This window comes from Marinitoga lauensis, from assembly GCF_004135675.1.
In the GTDB taxonomy this organism is placed as follows: Bacteria; Thermotogota; Thermotogae; order Petrotogales; family Petrotogaceae; genus Marinitoga; species Marinitoga lauensis.
Genome location: NZ_QHLX01000004.1, coordinates 110,065 through 128,189 on the forward strand (window position 1 = coordinate 110,065; position 18,125 = coordinate 128,189).

Consider the following 18,125-nt stretch of genomic DNA (forward strand, 5'->3'; position numbering starts at 1 on the left):
TTTTAATTATTCTGGAGGTGGAAAATATGACAAAATTTGTAGATACCACTTTAAGGGATGGGCAGCAATCAATAATAGCTACAAGAATGAAAACATCAGAATTTGAACCTATTTTAAATAAATTTGATGAAATTGGTTTTCATTCGATGGAAGTATGGGGTGGCGCTACATATGATTCCTGTATACGTTATTTAGACGAAGATCCCTGGAAAAGGTTGAAAATTATACGCGAAAAGTTAAAAAACACACAAATACAGATGCTTTTAAGAGGACAAAATATCGTGGGATATAGAAATTATGCAGATGATGTTGTTGAACTTTTTATAAATAAAGTAGCCGATTATGGCATGGACATTATCAGGGTTTTTGATGCATTAAACGATATTAGAAATTTGGAAAAAAGTATTGAAATTGCCAAAAAAAGAAATATTCACGTTCAAGGAGCTATTTCCTATACAATAAGTCCTGTACACAATCTTGATTTTTATATAAGCTTTGCTAAAGAGCTAATAGATAAGGGTGTGGATTCTATAGTTATAAAAGATATGGCAGGTTTATTAACTCCTAAAATGTCGTATGAATTAGTTTCAGCGTTAAAGAAAAAATTCAATGTCCCAATTGAACTACATTCACATAATACCGCAGGTATGGCTTCAATTGCATATCAAGCAGCTATTGATGCTGGTGTTGACTATATTGATACTGCACTCAGTCCATTTGCAAACGCCAGTTCCCAACCTGCTGTGGAACCTTTTAATTTTGCACTTGGTGAACCATTAAATTCTGATTTATTATATGAATTAGCTCATCATTTCTGGAAAGTAAGAGAAAATCACAAAGATGATGATATGAGAATGGTATCCATTGATTCAAGAATCTTAAAAGCACAAATCCCTGGCGGAATGTTCTCAAATCTGGTTTCACAACTTAAAAATCAAAAAATGTTACATCTTTTAGATGATGTTTTAGAGGAAGTACCAAGAGTAAGAAAAGATCTTGGATATCCGCCATTAGTAACTCCTACAAGTCAAATAGTTGGCGTTCAGGCTGTTTTAAATGTTATGTACAAGGAAAGATATAAAGCTATTACAAAGGAAGTAAAAAATTATTTAAAAGGAATGTACGGAAGACCGCCTGCACCTGTTGACCAGGAATTATTGAAAAAAGCTTTAGGAGATGAAAAGCCAATAACCTGTAGACCTGCAGATTTATTGGAACCTGAAATTAATAAAGCAAGAGAAGAAATATGTGCTTTAGCGGAAAATTATGAAGACTTATTAACATATATTTTATTTGGTGAAGTGGGAAAGAATTATTTGAAGAAAAAATATGAAAAAGAAATTCAGGTGGATTTCGAATTGGTTGAAGAAAATGAAGAATTTTCTGAAGACGAAAGTGTATATCCAGTATAATAAAATAGCTCGAGGATTACTCGAGCTATTTTATTATTGGCAATGAAAATTCACCCAATAGAATGCTGTTATATCAACATTTATAGAAAAACTTAATGTTGGTTTTTTTGTTTTGAAATTATAATTATAATCCACACCTGCATTTATTCCGTCAAATCCATACTTTCCATCCATTATCGAAAAATATGGATACCATATTTTTTTGATATTTTAACCCCTGGAATAAGATTTCCGCTTGTATCATAGTAAATATATGGCTCGCTTTTCATAGAAAAAATATCAAAAGCCTTTGAATATTGAAAATAGTATATATTATTACTATATCCTAATATGCTATTGCCTTCATAATAATTTTGATTATTTATTTTGTATGGACTGGTTATTATAGAAATCCCAATTCTTTTTGCTTTGATTTCAAAATTTTCTAATCTTATTTCACCATTAAAGGTTAAATAATTCTTTCTCTTTAAATGGAATTCAACGTTTTTTGAGATATTTAAATCAGAGTGGATAGTATTATTTTGATACTTAAAAATTCCAAAATTTTGAGTATAATAATCAAGATAAAATCCAAATACAGGGCTAATATTATTAAAATCGGTTAATGCTCCTACTCCTATTCCATAATTTAATCCTTCACTTAAAGAAAGGAAAATCCCGCCAATTTCGTTATTTTCTGCATATGGTAATATGAAATTATATTTTAGTGGCTCAGTATACTTTTCTAAACTACCTGCTTTTTCTAATTTATAATTAATGCTTAATTCATTTCTTTTTATATTTAATATTTTTAACGGTGTTTGATTTATCTTCATACTTGATAAATGATAACCTTTAGAATCATAATATAAAAAGTATAAGCTCTCATTCAATATTATAGGATAAAAAGCTCCATATATATGATTGGTTAATTTAGAAAGTTGGTGATTTTTTAGGTTTAAAGCATAAATATTGAATATATGATCCTCGTAGTTAGCAGAATAATAAAGTATATTATCTTTCAAAAAGAGATTCATTTCTATATATTCATCATTTGTTAATTGAATTAGTTTTTTGTATTTAAATCAATATAAAAAATATCATTTTGATTGTTTATAATTCCAGAAAAATATATTTTATTATCTGAATAATAAAAATCATTTATTATGTATTTTCCATAATTCAATATTTTTTCTTTTTTAAACGTATTTAAATCAATTATAAATACTGCAGTTAAACCTTTATTTATTTTTGTATATACAACCTTTCCCCCACCTGCAAAGGCAAAATTGGTTACTCTTTTATCTATTAATGTGTCGCTAATTGGACAATTGCATTTCAAATAAAGTGAATTAACATATTTTTCGTTTTGATTGGATATTAAATATAATATTTGTCCTTTTTTTGAAACATCAAACTTCCTAATATCAGGTAAAATTAATTCGTTATTTTTATATATGCCACTTCTTGAATTTTTGATTCCTTATAATAATATATATCTTTTCCATCTGTTTTCAAATTTGAAGTAAAATGATATGAGTTATCTATTTTTTTATATTCATCTGTATATCCTTTATTTAATAATTCCAGATATTGGTTTTTATACTTTACTTTTATATATAATAAAAAATCCTCCCATTTTTCACCAGTTATTCTTTCAAATGCTGTACTAATAGTACTAAAGAATAAATGAGAATTCATTTCTTTTATTATTTTTCTTAAGATATTTTCACCATATTTTTCTGAAATTTCTTTCGTTAAAATAGTTCCATACATATAATTAAATCCTGCTGGTGACCAGATATCTTTATATGGTCCTGCCCAAGTGAATATCTTGGATAATCAGGACTCAATATTTCAGCTTTTAAATACATATTAAACAAATCACTCTGAAATCGGCCTTTAAAGTATTTGCTTTCCATATATATTGAAAGTCCTTCATGTAAATAACTTGGGTTCCAATTCATCATAAGTGTTTTTTTAATAATTTCACTTGGAATCCATGAAACATATTGATTTAAAGCATTTCCATAAAATACATGATTTAGTTCATGAGAAAAAACAAAATTTATCCAATCATACACATTATTAGATAATCCCATTTTAGCATTTGGAGAATTAACGTATAATCTTATTACATTTAAAGGAGGTACTGCAAAGGAGTTAACAAAATCCACATCATCAAAAATATAAACTGTTATTGTTCCAGGATCTGTGTCGTAAAAATCCGAATAATCTTTATACAATAATTCTGATAATTCCTTTAATTCAATGTAATAAGAATACAATTCCTTTTCAAAAACAAACTTAAAATGTTTTGTCTCTTCTATATACGCTTTTTCAGAGAAATCATATATTATTCCTGCAAATACGGAAAAGGATAATAAAATCATTGTTAACAAAAATACTTTTTTCACCGCTATCACCTCAAAATTAAATTTATATGATATAATTTTATTATAAAAATCACAAAAAGGAGTTATTTTTATGAAAGCTGTTATTATAGATGGTTATGTTGATGAACCCGCAATTTTAGGCGTACCACCATATGTTTCACCATATATCAGGTATGCCGCAGGAGCATTATACTATCACGGTATTGACGTTGATTATTATACCATAGATCAGGTCAGAGAAGGTCAAATGTGGCAATCTTTTAATCACTATGAATATTTAATTATTATCGCCGGTCTTACTGTGCCAGGACATTATCTTGGAGGAACTCCAATTTCTTTAACTGAAATAAATAAATTATTTTCTCTAAACAAAGAACCATTAAGGGTTTTAGGGGTCCTATTGTAAAAGGCTATACTTTAAGTGGGGTAAATCCGCTATAAAAGTAGAATCAGAAAATATCGATTTTGTTGTAGAAGGAGATATTGAAAAATTTCTTTTTACCTATCCAGTATCAGATGATTTTACGTTAAAAGATAGATCAAATTATGATTTGATTTCAAAAATTGCCCCTTAGGAGCAGAAATATTAAAAAAACATCCCGTTATCCAGATATTATTGTTGAAATGGATGTTTCGCGTGGTTGTGAAAGAACAAATGGATTTTGTTCTTTTTGCACCGAACCATTAATAAATGGAAGGTATAGAGAAAGGCCTTTAAAAGATACGTTAGAAGAAGCCAGGTCTATATCAAAAATCGGAGTTAAAAATTTTAGATTTGGAAGAGCAGCAAACTTTTTAGCCTATGGTTCCTTACTAAACAATGGAAATCCAAATATAGAATTATTTAATGAACTATATCAGGAGATGGCAAAAATAGCAGAGATCATTCATACAGATAATGCCAACCCTGCTTATATAATCAAACACAAAAATGTTATTAAAAAACTTTTAGAAATTATTGTTAAATATAACACAGCTGGTGATATATTATCCTTCGGAATTGAATCCTTTGATAAAAATGTCGTCTTGAAAAATAGAATAGATATTTTACCAGAAGAATCTTTTGAAGCTATAAAAATAGCAAATGAAGTTGGAAATATCAGGGATAAAAATGGTGTTCCAAAATTATTACCCGGTATAAACCTTTTGTTTGGTTTAATTGGTGAAACAAAAGATACTTTTGAAATAAATAAAAGATATTTAGAGAAAATCATGGAGGAAGATTTACTTGTAAGAAGAATAAATATTAGACAGGTTATGGCTTTTCCGGGTACATTAATATATAATGTAAAACCAAAACAACATAAAAGAGATTTTATTAAATTCAAAGAGTTCATGGAAAAATATAATCACGAAATGATAAAAAAAGTATTTCCTGTTGGTACTATTTTAAAGGATTTAATCATCGAAGAAATAAAAGGTAAGGTTTCTTTTGGAAGGCAACTGGGAACTTATCCTATAAAAACAGGTATTATTGGAAATTTAAATTTACTTGAAAAGGTTGATGGTATTGTTGTAGATCATGGTTCTCGTTCTATAACTGCCTTAAAATACCCTTTTGATATTAATAATGCGAGTTTAGAAGAGTTAACAGCTATTAATGGAATTGGTAAAAAAAATGCAGAAAATATTATACTTCAAAGACCTATATATAATCTTGATGATTTAAATATTTCTGAAGAGACTAAAAAAATCATAAACTTACTCAGGGGGTGATTTTATGGGAAAGATCAGAGTATTGGGAATTTATATTCATGACAGAAAAAAAGAAGCAGGCGAAGTTCAAAAACTATTAACGGGTTTTGGATGCATTATAAAAACAAGACTTGGATTACATGATGCTTTTGATGATGATTGTAGCGACAGAGGCTTAATCCTATTAGAACTTGCTGGAGATCAGAATTTATGGAATGATTTAGAGGAAAAACTTTCAAAAGTTGAAGGAATTACTGTAAAAAATATGGATTTTGAATTTTAAAAAAAGAAGGCAGTTCGATGAACTGCCTTCTTTTAAAGTTTATAAACTTTATTAAATTTGTTTTCTATATATTCCATAAAGTATTTTGGATTCAATGGCTCTCCTGTTACCATTTTTACCAATTCTCCTGGTTCATATATTTTACCTTTTGAATGTATATTTTCTCTTAACCAATTCAAAGCACTTTCAAAATTACCCTCAGAAATTTCTTTATCCAACATCGGCATATCTTCTTTCATTTTTTTATAAAATTGTGCAGAATATAAATTTCCTAACATATATGAAGGGAAATATCCAAATGAGCCATGGGCCCAATGTACATCTTGCAATACACCTTCACTATCTTTTTCGGGAACTATACCCAGATATTCTTTCATTTTTTTATTCCATATTTCAGGCAAATCTTCAACTTTTATTCTATCATTTATTAAAGCTTCTTCAATTTCAAATCTAAGCATAATATGCAGGTTATATGTAACTTCATCCGCTTCTGTTCTTATAAAACTTCTTTCTACAAAATTCACTGCTCTAAAAATCTCTTCGGGTGTATTTTCCCTAAATTCAGGAAAAATATCAACAAGATCCTTATAAAAATAATTCCAGAATTCTAAACTTCTACCTATGATATTTTCCCAGAATCTCGATTGACTTTCATGAATTGCCATAGAAGCACCATCGCCTATTGGTAATCCAGAGAATTCTTCAGGAATTCCCTGTTCATATAAAGCATGTCCTCCTTCGTGAATTGTGCTATATAATGAGTCATTTAAGTCCTTTTCATTGTATCTTGTTGTAATTCTTACATCATGTACACCTATTGTTGTTGTAAATGGGTGCATTGCCACATCCATTCTTCCTGCATCAAAATCGTATTTCATTAATTTTAAAGCTCTTAATGATAACTCTTTTTGTTTTTCAATTGGGAAATATCTTTTCATTATGGAATTATCCGGTTTTTCTCCTTTTTCCAATTTAGCAAGATAATCAACCAAAAATTCTCTTAATGGTTCTATTACTTTTTTTAACTCTGATGTTTTTAATCCAGGTTCATATAAATCTAATAATGCATCATATCTATTTTCCTCATATCCTAAATAATCTGCCATTTTTTTGGTTAACTCCACAACTTTTTCAAGATGTGGTTTAAAAACGTTAAAATCATTTTGAGTTTTTGCTTCTTCCCATGCAGCTTGTGCTTTAGAGGAGGATATATTTATTTCTTTAAATAATTCTGTTGGTATTTTTTTGAATTTTTCATATTCTTTTTTACCTACTTTTACTATAGCAGTATCAATTTCATTCAAATTTTCTTTTTCAGCAGCATTCAATAACTCCCCATCTCATCAGAAACTGACATCTCAAATGCTTTTCCTGAAATTTCGCCAATAACTTCTGCTCTTTTTTCTGCAGCTTTCTTAGGCATATGTGTTTCAAAATCCCACTCTAATAAAGAAGATGCAGTATTATACTTTGAAATTAACAAATACTTTTCCTTTAGTTTATCTATATACATTATTTACCCCCTTTATGCTGATTGTCTAATTATTAATTTAGGCTCAATAAATTTTCTTACTTTTACATTACTTTGCATTATTTTTATAATGTTGTTTATCCCCATTCTTGCTAATTTATCCAGTGGTTGTTCTATTGTGGTGAGTCTTGGTTTAAAATATGTTCCTATTTGAATATTATCAAAACCTATAACCGGAATATCTTCTGGAACATTATACGATAACTCCTCAAGTGCCTCAATTGTTCCAAGGGCCATCAAGTCCGTTTGTGCAAAAACAGCATCTATATTTTTTAATATTCTAGCATTTTTCTTAATTGCTTTTTTCGCCGCTTCAAAGGTAACATCTATATCCAATATATGTTCTTCTACAATTCCGGCCTCTTTTAACGCTTTTCTATATCCTTCAGTTCTCTCTTTAAATTCATAATTAATACTCAATCCTGATAAAGTTAAAATATTTTTATATCCTTTTTCAATTAAATATTTAGTCGCTAAATATCCCCTTTTTCCTGGTTGGTTCTAACATAATTAATAATCGATGTATCCATAAAATTTTGAGGTACATAATGCAAAAATATATAGGGAAATTCCTTTTCCAAAATAAATTCGACATCTTCTCTTGAAATAAAAGGATTCATTAACAATAAACCATCTACACTTCTACTTTGAATCATCTTTCTTATATATTTTTTTTCTATTTCATATTCAATCCTTACATGATAACCTTTTATTTGTGCTTCTTTAATTAATTTACCCAGCAAATTTGCAAAAAATATTTCTCCCCTTATATCATCAAAAAATTGAGGAATTATTACACCTATAGTATTGGTTTTTTTTCTGTTTAAATTTCTGGCTGCTTCATTAAATTCAAATCCCAGCTCTTCTGCTATTTTCTTTATTTTTTCTTTTGTTTTTTTAGATATATTTGGATAATCGTTTAAACTTCTGGAAACAGTTGAAGGACTAACTCCAGCTATTTTAGCAATATCCTTTATTGTAATCATATTATCAACCACCTCTATACTTTTGCAAACGGTTTATTTATGATATAATAATACTACAACTTTATTTTTTTGTCAATTTTATTAGCCATAATCGGAGGTGGGTAATTTGAAAAGATTGTTTGGAACTGATGGCATTAGAGGCTTGGTAAATGAAGAATTAACTGTAGATCTTGTTTATAAAATAGGAAATGCACTTGGAAGAATGTATAGTGGAAAATACAAAAAATTATTAATAGCAAGAGATACAAGAAATTCAGGAGAAATGATTGAAGCTGCACTATCAGCTGGAGCTCTATCTGCCGGTTTAAATGTTGAATTTTGTGGAGTAATTACAACACCAGCATTGGCTTATCTTACTAAAAGCGAAAAAACATTAGGGGTTATGATCTCTGCGTCTCATAACCCTGCTAATTATAATGGTATAAAAGTTCTGGCCGAAGGCTTTAAAATTTCAGATGATGATGAAATAGATATAGAAAATTTAATTCTGGAAAGGGAACCTGAATATGTTCCATACGGTGAAATTGGAAAGATGACTTCTTCACATTTAAAGGATAAATACATAGGATATATAATTTCTGAATATGAATTAAATAATATCCCTTATAAAATTGCTATAGACGTTGGTCATGGTTCTACAGGTGCTCTAATAGATAGAATATTCGACACCTTTAATCTAAAATATGATGTATATTTTAATGAACCCAATGGTTTAAATATCAATGAAAAATGCGGTTCAATTCACCCAGATGTTTTAGCTAATATTATCAAAAATGATGGTTATGATCTTGGAATATTATTCGATGGTGATGGAGATAGATGTTTATTTATAGATAAAAAAGGTAATCTAATCGATGGAGATAAATTGATGGCTATTAATGCGTTAAAATTAAAAGAAAAAAATAGATTAAAAAACAACATGGTTGTAGCTACTATTATGAGTAATCTAGGATTAGAAAAATTCCTTGAAACACATGATATTAAACTCTGCAGAACAGCTGTCGGAGATAAATATGTCCTGGAAAAGATGTTATCTTCCAATGCTAAATTGGGAGGAGAACAATCTGGTCATATAATTTTTCTCGATAAAGCTACCACGGGTGATGGAATAATAACAGCATTGGAAACTTTAGAAACTTTATTATATTTCGGACAGGATATCACTAGTCTAACAAAAAAGATACCTGAATATCCTCAATTATTAAAAAATGTTTCTGTTAAAAATAAAATAGCTGTTATGGAAAATAAAAAATTGAAGAAAGTTATTGACGAATACACATCTCTCCCAAATTTCAGGCTGGTCGTAAGGCCTTCAGGAACAGAACATAAAATCAGAATAATGGCAGAAGGAGAAGATAAAAAATTGGTTCATACTGTAGTTAATGAACTATATGAAATGATTGAAGAAATAGATAGATATTAAACAAATAAGCGCTTTGCGCTTATTTGTTTAATACTTTAATTATTGATTTTATTACTTTATCAGAATCAAAAGGTTTAACAATATAATATGAAGCACCTTTTTCTACTGCTCCTGAGTTTGACAGCGATTTCATGATTTTTGAAAAATCGAAACGGTAGAATGCGGGTTTGCGACGATGAAAAGGGTGAAAATTGGGGGTTGAAAAATTTTTGTAGTGACACAAATATTTTTAACAATAGCGTTATATTCTTGATTTCATAATATTTTTGTGGTATAATAAGTAATGGTATTATGAAATCAAGAGGTGATTTTTGTGTTTTTGAGAGTAGTTAAAAATAACAAAGGTGTTGAATATTTAAGAATTGTTGAAAGTTATAGGGAAAATGGTAAGATAAAGCAAAGAACTGTTGCAAACTTAGGAAGGATTGACTCTTTTAGCGAAAATGAAGCGAAAAATATAGTAAATAAACTCATACAAATATTTGATTTAAAAAATTATATTGATACAGAAGATATAAAAAAGGCACCGGATAAAAAGAATTACGGAGCCAAAGTAATAGTAAATAAGATATTCGAAAGATATGAGATGAAAAGATATTTTGAAAGACTGGATAAAGAAATAAAATACAATGCAGAAGAGATGCTAAAAATAATGGTGATGAATAGAATAGTAGAACCGAAAAGTAAATTGGGAATATTTAATAATTTAGAGTATTTTGGATATAACAAAGTGGAAGTTAAAAAAGAAAAAGACCTGGAAGAAAAAGATGTAATGCTGCACTGGTTATACAGAACATTGGATATATTGGCAGATAATAAAGAGTCGATAGAAAAACATATGTATAATCAAAGGATAAGTTTGTTTAATACAACGGTAGATTTAGTATTTTACGATGTAACGACATTAGCGTTTGAAACACAACAAACAAATGAAATATTACAAATGGGATATTCAAAAGATAAGAAATTTAATGAATCACAAATAGTATTAGGGATGTCAATAGATCAGGATAGAATGCCAGTTAGTTTTGATATATATGCAGGAAATACATTTGAAGGGCATACATTTAAAGATTCAATAGAAAAAATGAAAAAAGAATATCAATTAGGAAAAGTAATAGTAGTAGCAGATAGAGGAATGATGAGTAAAAAAAATATAGAAGTAGTAGAAAATTCTAATTATGAATTCATAGTAGGAAAATCAATAAAACAAATAAAAAAAGTAAATATATTTGAAGGAGAATTCATAGAACTAGCAAAAGGAATAAAATATAGAGAAGTAGAATATGAAAATAAAAGATTACTCATAATATATTCAGAAGAAAGAGCCAAAAAGACAGAGCAGATAGACTACGATTAATAGAAAAAGCGAAAAAAATGTTAGAAGAAGGAAATATAGATTCAAAAAGTAAAAGAGGAGCGAAAAAATATTTAAAAGAACAGAATAAACAAAATTATATACTGGACATAGAAAAAATAGAAAATGATGAAAAATACGATGGATACTATGGAATAATAACAAACACAAAACTATCTCCAAAAGAAATATTAGAACAATATCATACATTATGGAAAGTAGAAGAAACATTTAGAACATTAAAAAATTATCTTGAAACAAGACCGGTATTTCATTGGACACCAAAAAGAATAAAAGGACATATTGTAATGAGTTTCATATCTTACATAATTCAAAGAACACTAGAATTAGAACTGGAAAAAAATAATGTTGAATACTCTCATGAAAAAATAAGAGAAGCTATTAAAAATATGGAATACATTGAATTTAAAACACAAAAGCAACATCTTGTAGCGAGAATGAATTTAAATAAATTAGGACAAAGAATATTAAATACATTAAATATTCCTGTACCAAAAATAATTTCACCCTATACAGAATTCAAAGAAAAATATAAAATTTAGGGGGTGTAATGACACTTTTGTATTTAATAAAAAATTAACAATTGTTGTTTTTTAGAATAATTCTGCTTTTTAGAATTTTATTGAAAAAAATACTGTCAAACTCAGGAAAATAAAAAATTGAAGAAAGTTATTGACGAATACACATCTCTCCCAAATTTCAGGCTGGTCGTAAGGCCTTCAGGAACAGAACATAAAATCAGAATAATGGCAGAAGGAGAAGATAAAAAATTGGTTCATACTGTAGTTAATGAACTATATGAAATGATTGAAGAAATAGATAGATATTAAACAAATAAGCGCTTTGCGCTTATTTGTTTAATACTTTAATTATTGATTTTATTACTTTATCAGAATCAAAAGGTTTAACAATATAATATGAAGCACCTTTTTCTACTGCTTCCAAAACACGCATCTTATGACCAAGAGCAGTTACCATAATAATTTTAGCCGAAGGATCAAATTTTAATATTTCTGTCAACGCTTTTATCCCATCCATAATCGGCATTGAAATATCCATCGTAACAAGATCTGGCCTATGTTTTTTATAGATTTCAACTGCTTCTCTACCATCTGAAGCTTCATATATATCAAAATTCAACGGTTCTAATATTAATTTCAGCTGATTTCTAATAAAAGGTGCATCATCTGCTATAAGGATTTTAGGCATTATATCACTTCCGGAACAATAATATGAAATTTAGTTCCTTCATTATATTCACTCACCACTTTTATTACTCCTCCTAACTTTTCTACTTCTTTTTTAACAATACTTAATCCCATTCCTCTACCCGAAAGTTGTGTGACTCTTTCTGATGTTGTTATATAATCCAAAAATATAATATTCAACAAATCTGCTTCTGATTCATATTCAATATCTTTTATTTTGGCGATTTGTTTTAATTTTCCGATGTCAATCCCCTGTCCGTCATCTTCAATTATTATATTTATTTTATTGTTTTCCTTATATATCTCTATTCTAATATTTCCGCCCTCGTTCTTTCCATTTGCTATTCTTATCTCAGGCATTTCTATACCATGAACAATAATATTTCTAAAAATATTAATCAATGATTTTATGAAATCAAAATATTTTTCAGGATCAATTAATATTTCATCTTTTGAAATAATTTTCGGATTATTTATTACTTTACCAAGTTTTTTTGCCAGATCCTTCGAATATGAAATATACGGATATAATAACTTTCTTAAACTTTTATATCTTAACCTTTTTACTTCTTTTACTAATTCACTATTTTCATCAAGTATTTGCTTCATTTTATGCTCTAATTCATATATCTTTGATTTTGGTATTCTTAATATATCTTCTTCAATTTCATGCCCTAACTCCTCTTTTAATTTATATATTTCCTTTTCAAAAACGTCATATAATTCAAAAATATCATTCTGATTCAAATTATTTTCTAAAACTTTATTTTCTATATTATGTAAAACTTCTGATAATTTATTCAAATGAAATTGAGAAAATATTCCTTTAAAATTATGGACATTTCTATATAATTCATTCTTATCTTTTTTCAAAATATCTTCTAACTTATCAAGCATCTTTTTAAAGCTTTTTATATTATAAACAAACGCCTCATAATTTCTTACAATGTATACAATTTTCTCTAAATTCTCTTTTTCTTCATTAACTTTAATCCTCAACTCTTTTTCAGACGTAATATCTTTTAAAATCACCATTACAACATCTTCATGTTCTATATACTTAAAATTAACTTTATAATAACCATAATTTATTTTAACCTCTGAAGGCAAAAAGGAAAGGTAAACTTCTTTCTTAATTTGTTCTTTTTCATTAAATAAATCGTCAAAAATCCTTTTTATAAACTCTCTATCATAATTTAAAAACATTAAATCTATAATATTTGCCCCTTCTATGTTTTTTCCAAATATTCTATTGCACTCTTTACTATATTCATTTCCAACTATCAAGTTCTTATCAAAGCTAAAAAAACCTTCTCCTGAATTATCCAGTAAAATTTTTATATCTTTAGTGCGTTTTGATACTTCTTTTTCAAGCTCTTTATTCCAATTTTCTAATATTTTATTTTTCACTGCTAGTTCCAGATTTAGCTCTTTAATATTCCTTAAAATCATAAAAACCATCGAATTTATCAAAATAAATATAGACCACTGTATTAACGGTCTTTCCCATTTTATCAATCTCAAATCACCTAAAAGTTCATATATTACAAAACTCGAAACTAACAAAATAGAACCAGAAAAAACATATACTTTTGAATCTTTTAAACGATATCCTATAAAAATATTATGAATCATAATAATGATGTCTAAAAGAATCACAAAGTAAAGAGGTAATACATAAGCTACATAATAATTATATTCAAATCCTTTCATCATCTGAATTAAAGTAATAATTGCAAAATAAATTATATGAAATGCTAATAACCACTTAATAACTTTTTTTGTGGAATAGTCAAATACATTATAAAAAATCCCATAAGCCTATTGGGGCAATGTATTTCCCAAAATCCATCATATATGCCCAAAAAACGTTATTATCATAAAAATATTTAAATGTTTGTGTTTGGCCAGAAATAAAAAAACCTATACCAAGTGAAAAAATACCTAAATAAATAATAGACCTTCTTACAGAAGAATCCCGTTGGAGAATAAAAAAATAAAAATATAATATTATGGATATAACTAAAACAAAAAAGCTAAAAATTACTAATAATATTTTATCCAGTTCCACAAAAATTTGGTGAGTTAATAATTCTAATTCATTACCCAATAAAAATTCTCCAAAAAAACCCACATCTCTTCTTTTAGATGAAACTTTTATAATTAAATATTTATTTTGAAAGTTATAAGGTATTTTAAAAATACTTTTAGGGCTAAAAAAGCTTTTTGCAAATGTGTTATATATTAAAGTTTCTCCTATTTGCATACTGGAATTATCAAAAATTCCTGTTAAATACACTGCAGGATTTTCTAACTCTATATCTGGAAGTTTATAACGCAGATATAACATTTCACCTTTATTTTCTAACGGCACTCCAGGAGTATTATATTTATGCCATTTTGTTTCGTCTTCCCATTTGTACTCCCAACCATCATATAGTTTTATATAGGTTAAAGCCATTATTGAAATACTTATATAAAACATAAAAAATATTATTTTTTTCATCTCATCACCTCAGAAAAATTATACCATATTTCTGTACTTTTTTCGATTTATATGTTATAATTAAAATGAATACATAAATTAAATTATTATTAACTATTGAACAAAAGTAATTTTACAAAAGTCAAAATAGTATCTTTTTAAAAATCACAGGGGTGTAAAAAATGGAGAATTTCAAAAAGTTTATTTCTTTATTTATGATTTTAATGATTTTTATTGTATCGTTCGCGACAGTTAAAAGTGTAACTATAAAAACTAAAAATATTGACACATGGGATTTTAATGTTTCTACTGATTATGCAATAATAACTCCAGGTATTATATTAAATGGAGATTTATTTAGTGCTATAGTAAAGAACGATACTAATCCCGCCACCATTTTCGCAGATATTACATTAAGGGTTTTGACTGGTGAGTGGGAAGGAGATTATTTAATTATCAGATTTGGTCCTATTGAACTTAAATCAGGAGAAACATTTATTTTAAAAAATACCGAAGTTCTGGATTATCTCGATAAAGTATCTTTAAAAGAAAATAACATGACGCATATTTCCGATTTAAAAGATACCTCTGATTTTTTAAACTTAGAGCTTGCAGAAGGAAAATACTCATTAAATATTAACATTATTGAATTAGAAAATGGAGAAGAAGTAGAAAAAGGAGCAAAAACTGCCAATATTGCAATAATAAAACCTGATCCTATTGAATTTGTAAAATTGCCAGAAGGAGATACACTTTATCCAACTATTAAATGGAGTCTCAGTAGGGTTCCATGGTATTCAGAAACCAAAAGTATATTGGAAATTGATGAAAATGGGAAAAAAATCTTTTCAAGAACATTTAAACATAACAAACCTGATCAAAATAACCTTGATTTAAATATAAAAGGTTACCCTACAGGAAATAATATTGAGGATGGTATATTTACTTATAGCATTACAGGAGAAGATAATGACCCCGTTTTCAAACGTGGAAAAACCTATACATTTAGAGTTATAATGAAAGACTCCGGAAACAATGAAATATCAAAAACGCTCGATGAAAATGTTACATTCAACATTTCTTACCCGGATATGGTTTTTCCTGTCGGCGAAATAGACAATGTTAAACCTATTTTTGAATGGTCTTTTGAATATGATTCAGAGGTCGCTTACTATTTATTAAAAATAGATGGTATTGGAAGTTATAAGGTTTATGGAGCTCAAAGTTTTGAATTACCTCAGGCTTTAGAATGGGGAAAGAATTATAAGTGGAAAATTATCCCCTATTACGAGGATAATACTCCTTTCTTTGATGATACCGAAATAGATTGGGTAGAATTCTCAACCCCACAAAATAATCCTCCTGAAGTTTCTATACTAACCCCAACTGATGGAGATTATTTAATATATAACGAAACATATACATTTGAGGAGAAGCTATTGATAATGATCCAGAAGATGAAATAGTTAAAACATGGTGGAAAATAGAAGGTAAAACATATGAAGGTAATTCAATTACTTTCACTCCAAAGAAAAGATATATGGATACTCCTCTAAAAATTGAATTTTTTGCAAAAGATAAATATGATCATGTTGCTCAAACAGAAGTAAACGTTTTTGTTAAACAACCGAAATTAAAAATCATCGCTCCGGCTAATAATTCAAAATTTGCTGCAGGTGAAAGTATTGAATTTAAAGTAATATCACAGGATTTAGATGATGATATTATATGGTACGATAATGGAACAGAAATTGGAAGAGGAGATTCTTTTGAATATACTTTTAATGAAACAGGAGAACATTCAATTGAAGCCATTTCTGGCGATTATTCTGACTCTATTACTATTTTCATAGAAGCATTACCTGTATTAACAGGCGAAGAAACTGAATTTGAAACATATATAAATGAACCTATATCCTTAAACGTTAATTATGAAAACTTAAATCCAGAAGAAATACAATGGCTTTTGAATGGAAGAATTATTGGTAGTGGAGCTGAATTAGAGTATACTTTTGATCAACCTGGTGAATATACAATTATTGCAAAATACAAGGATTTATATATTGAGTTTTATATCAAAGTAAAAGCCATACCTCAAATCCGTATTATAGCGCCTTTAAATAATGCAAAAATAAAAGCGGGAGAAGAAATCACACTTAAATCAGAAGCAAAAAATACAGAAGAAGATATTATATGGTATTTAGATGATGTGGAAATTGGAAGAGGAGAAAAGATTAATTATGTATTTTCTAATGATTTTGAAGGTATACATACATTAAAGGTTGAATCCGGCATTGCTTCAAATGAAATTACAATTGAAATTTATGTAGAAAGATCTGTAAAAATAATCAATCCAGAAAGTAAGTTACTTGTTATCGATATTAATAAAACATATTCATTTAAAGCAGAAAGAAAGAATATAGAGGAAGAGATCCAATGGTCCATAAATGATGAGTTTGTTGGCAGAGGAGATACACTCGAATATACTTTCACAAATAGTGGTGAGTTTATAGTTAAAGCAGAAGCCGGTGGATTTTCTGATGAAGTTACGGTAAAAGTCGTGGGAGAAAAATATTTAATCATAAAAAATCCACTCGATGGTGCAAAATTCGAAATAGGAGAAAATATAAAATTCAGTGTAGACGCGAAAAATGTAACAGATGATATTATATGGTATGCTAATGGAGAAGAAATAGGTAAAGGTATTGCTATAGAATATGCTTTTAATGAAGCTGGAAGTTATGAAATTACAGCTAAAAGCGGAGAACTTGAAAATACTATAACAATAGAAATATTGTTACCAGAAAATCTCAAAATCACTTCTCCAGAAGATGGAGCTGAATTCTTTATTGGAAAAGAAGTAGAATTTGTTGCTGAAGGAGAAAACCTAAGAAGTGACATTCAATGGTTTGTAAATGATGTTTTAATAGGCAGTGGTGATTCAATTACTTATACCTTTAATACTGCTGGAAAATATGAAATAAAAGCAAAAACAAAAACGGTTGAATCAACTATTAGAATAAAAATTCTGGAATCACAAACATTAAATATAATTTCTCCAAAAAATGGTGATATGTATAAAGTAGGTGAAACAATTAAACTAAAAGCCAACACCAAATATGATGCTGCAATAGAATGGTATGCTAATGATGATTATTTGGGAGAAGGTAATGAATTCGATTTTACCCAGAAGAATCTGGAAAATATGAAATAAAATCCGTTGCAGATAATCTTGAAAAAACAGTCGAAATTTATGTATATAAACCTATAGGAAATCTGACAATTAATGGCCTTGAAAAAGATATTTTCTTTGATGATGAAACTATTGAATTAAATGCCTCTTACGATT

Annotated in this window: 18 protein-coding genes and 2 pseudogenes; 9 read left to right on the plus strand and 11 right to left on the minus strand. The window is 28.0% G+C overall.

Annotated features, from left to right (window positions below):
• Positions 1-26 precede the first annotated feature (26 nt).
• Positions 27-1,412 carry a pyruvate carboxylase subunit B gene (locus DJ007_RS07840; RefSeq protein ID WP_129409111.1) on the plus strand — a complete coding sequence of 462 codons (1,386 nt, stop codon included), beginning with the start codon at positions 27-29 and terminating at the stop codon, positions 1,410-1,412.
• A gap of 33 nt (positions 1,413-1,445) precedes the next feature.
• Here DJ007_RS07840 and DJ007_RS14730 read toward each other — a convergent pair whose 3' ends face one another.
• From DJ007_RS14730 to DJ007_RS07860, 5 genes are all read right to left on the minus strand, one after another.
• A complete protein-coding gene (locus tag DJ007_RS14730) occupies positions 1,446-1,586 on the minus strand; it encodes a hypothetical protein (protein WP_165974075.1) in 141 nt (46 codons plus the stop codon).
• Positions 1,586-2,416: a hypothetical protein gene (locus tag DJ007_RS07845; RefSeq protein ID WP_206076228.1), complete on the minus strand. Its 831-nt coding sequence runs from the start codon at positions 2,414-2,416 to the stop codon at positions 1,586-1,588. Before DJ007_RS07845 ends, DJ007_RS14730 begins: the two co-directional genes overlap by 1 nt.
• 41 nt (positions 2,417-2,457) lie before the next feature.
• On the minus strand, positions 2,458-2,733 hold the full coding sequence (locus DJ007_RS07850; RefSeq protein WP_129409113.1) for a hypothetical protein: 276 nt from the start codon (positions 2,731-2,733) through the stop codon (positions 2,458-2,460).
• A gap of 95 nt (positions 2,734-2,828) precedes the next feature.
• Complete coding sequence (locus DJ007_RS07855; protein ID WP_129409114.1) at positions 2,829-3,167, minus strand: hypothetical protein; 339 nt, start codon at positions 3,165-3,167, stop codon at positions 2,829-2,831.
• Positions 3,149-3,808, minus strand: coding sequence for a hypothetical protein (locus DJ007_RS07860; protein WP_129409115.1), 660 nt, complete (start codon positions 3,806-3,808; stop codon positions 3,149-3,151). The genes DJ007_RS07855 and DJ007_RS07860 overlap by 19 nt, the downstream gene beginning before the upstream one ends.
• 70 nt (positions 3,809-3,878) lie before the next feature.
• Between DJ007_RS07860 and DJ007_RS07865 the strand changes: the two genes are divergently transcribed.
• From DJ007_RS07865 to DJ007_RS07875, 3 genes are all read left to right on the plus strand, one after another.
• The gene (locus DJ007_RS07865) at positions 3,879-4,193 is read left to right on the plus strand and encodes a hypothetical protein (RefSeq protein ID WP_129409116.1); all 315 of its coding nucleotides are present in this window, start codon (positions 3,879-3,881) and stop codon (positions 4,191-4,193) included.
• A gap of 218 nt (positions 4,194-4,411) precedes the next feature.
• Positions 4,412-5,503, plus strand: a complete 1,092-nt coding sequence (locus DJ007_RS07870; protein WP_129409117.1) for a radical SAM protein — start codon at positions 4,412-4,414, stop codon at positions 5,501-5,503.
• A gap of 4 nt (positions 5,504-5,507) precedes the next feature.
• Positions 5,508-5,765: a CPF_0552 family protein gene (locus DJ007_RS07875; protein WP_129409118.1), complete on the plus strand. Its 258-nt coding sequence runs from the start codon at positions 5,508-5,510 to the stop codon at positions 5,763-5,765.
• 32 nt (positions 5,766-5,797) lie between these two features.
• On the opposite strand, the pseudogene DJ007_RS07880 reads toward DJ007_RS07875, so the two are convergent.
• The 3 genes and pseudogenes from DJ007_RS07880 to DJ007_RS07890 form a co-directional block, all read right to left on the minus strand.
• Positions 5,798-7,278 (minus strand): annotated as a pseudogene (locus DJ007_RS07880) (carboxypeptidase M32).
• Positions 7,279-7,290: 12 nt separating this feature from the next.
• Entirely contained in the window at positions 7,291-7,755 is a 465-nt protein-coding gene (locus DJ007_RS07885; RefSeq protein WP_129409119.1) for a LacI family DNA-binding transcriptional regulator, read from the minus strand.
• A 14-nt stretch (positions 7,756-7,769) separates the two neighbouring features.
• The gene (locus tag DJ007_RS07890) at positions 7,770-8,282 is read right to left on the minus strand and encodes a LacI family DNA-binding transcriptional regulator (RefSeq protein WP_129409120.1); all 513 of its coding nucleotides are present in this window, start codon (positions 8,280-8,282) and stop codon (positions 7,770-7,772) included.
• Positions 8,283-8,379: 97 nt separating this feature from the next.
• Between DJ007_RS07890 and glmM the strand changes: the two genes are divergently transcribed.
• The 3 genes and pseudogenes from glmM (at position 8,380) to DJ007_RS07915 (ending at position 11,913) form a co-directional block, all read left to right on the plus strand.
• Positions 8,380-9,705: a phosphoglucosamine mutase gene (gene glmM / locus DJ007_RS07895; protein WP_240739392.1), complete on the plus strand. Its 1,326-nt coding sequence runs from the start codon at positions 8,380-8,382 to the stop codon at positions 9,703-9,705.
• Positions 9,706-10,018: 313 nt separating this feature from the next.
• Positions 10,019-11,625, plus strand: a pseudogene (locus tag DJ007_RS17580) (IS1634 family transposase).
• A 117-nt stretch (positions 11,626-11,742) separates the two neighbouring features.
• On the plus strand, positions 11,743-11,913 hold the full coding sequence (locus DJ007_RS07915; RefSeq protein ID WP_129409123.1) for a hypothetical protein: 171 nt from the start codon (positions 11,743-11,745) through the stop codon (positions 11,911-11,913).
• 19 nt (positions 11,914-11,932) lie between these two features.
• Here DJ007_RS07915 and DJ007_RS07920 read toward each other — a convergent pair whose 3' ends face one another.
• The 3 genes from DJ007_RS07920 to DJ007_RS07930 all read right to left on the minus strand — a co-directional run bounded on the left by DJ007_RS07920 (position 11,933) and on the right by DJ007_RS07930 (position 14,797).
• Positions 11,933-12,292, minus strand: coding sequence for a response regulator (locus DJ007_RS07920; RefSeq protein WP_129409124.1), 360 nt, complete (start codon positions 12,290-12,292; stop codon positions 11,933-11,935).
• On the minus strand, positions 12,292-14,007 hold the full coding sequence (locus DJ007_RS07925; protein WP_129409125.1) for an ATP-binding protein: 1,716 nt from the start codon (positions 14,005-14,007) through the stop codon (positions 12,292-12,294). The genes DJ007_RS07920 and DJ007_RS07925 overlap by 1 nt, the downstream gene beginning before the upstream one ends.
• 85 nt (positions 14,008-14,092) lie before the next feature.
• The gene (locus tag DJ007_RS07930; RefSeq protein WP_129409126.1) at positions 14,093-14,797 is read right to left on the minus strand and encodes a hypothetical protein; all 705 of its coding nucleotides are present in this window, start codon (positions 14,795-14,797) and stop codon (positions 14,093-14,095) included.
• A 161-nt stretch (positions 14,798-14,958) separates the two neighbouring features.
• On the opposite strand from DJ007_RS07930, the gene DJ007_RS07935 reads away from it, so the two are divergent.
• Positions 14,959-16,242, plus strand: coding sequence for a hypothetical protein (locus tag DJ007_RS07935; protein WP_129409127.1), 1,284 nt, complete (start codon positions 14,959-14,961; stop codon positions 16,240-16,242).
• A gap of 74 nt (positions 16,243-16,316) precedes the next feature.
• Positions 16,317-17,990, plus strand: a complete 1,674-nt coding sequence (locus tag DJ007_RS07940; RefSeq protein ID WP_129409128.1) for a PKD-like domain-containing protein — start codon at positions 16,317-16,319, stop codon at positions 17,988-17,990.
• Positions 17,991-18,125 lie beyond the last annotated feature (135 nt).

Excerpts from the sequence above, each read along its gene's own strand:
- DJ007_RS07920 (WP_129409124.1), bottom strand. The coding sequence starts at position 12,292 with ATGCCTAAAATCCTTATAGCAGATGATGCACCTTTTATTAGAAATCAG.
- DJ007_RS07925 (WP_129409125.1), bottom strand. The coding sequence starts at position 14,007 with ATGATGAAAGGATTTGAATATAATTATTATGTAGCTTATGTATTACCT.
- DJ007_RS07870 (WP_129409117.1), top strand. The coding sequence starts at position 4,412 with ATGGATGTTTCGCGTGGTTGTGAAAGAACAAATGGATTTTGTTCTTTT.
- DJ007_RS07890 (WP_129409120.1), bottom strand. The coding sequence starts at position 8,282 with ATGATTACAATAAAGGATATTGCTAAAATAGCTGGAGTTAGTCCTTCA.
- DJ007_RS07940 (WP_129409128.1), top strand. The coding sequence starts at position 16,317 with ATGGATACTCCTCTAAAAATTGAATTTTTTGCAAAAGATAAATATGAT.
- DJ007_RS14730 (WP_165974075.1), bottom strand. The coding sequence starts at position 1,586 with ATGGATGGAAAGTATGGATTTGACGGAATAAATGCAGGTGTGGATTAT.
- DJ007_RS07930 (WP_129409126.1), bottom strand. The coding sequence starts at position 14,797 with ATGAAAAAAATAATATTTTTTATGTTTTATATAAGTATTTCAATAATG.
- DJ007_RS07875 (WP_129409118.1), top strand. The coding sequence starts at position 5,508 with ATGGGAAAGATCAGAGTATTGGGAATTTATATTCATGACAGAAAAAAA.
- DJ007_RS07865 (WP_129409116.1), top strand. The coding sequence starts at position 3,879 with ATGAAAGCTGTTATTATAGATGGTTATGTTGATGAACCCGCAATTTTA.
- DJ007_RS07935 (WP_129409127.1), top strand. The coding sequence starts at position 14,959 with ATGGAGAATTTCAAAAAGTTTATTTCTTTATTTATGATTTTAATGATT.
- DJ007_RS07840 (WP_129409111.1), top strand. The coding sequence starts at position 27 with ATGACAAAATTTGTAGATACCACTTTAAGGGATGGGCAGCAATCAATA.
- DJ007_RS07855 (WP_129409114.1), bottom strand. The coding sequence starts at position 3,167 with ATGTATGGAACTATTTTAACGAAAGAAATTTCAGAAAAATATGGTGAA.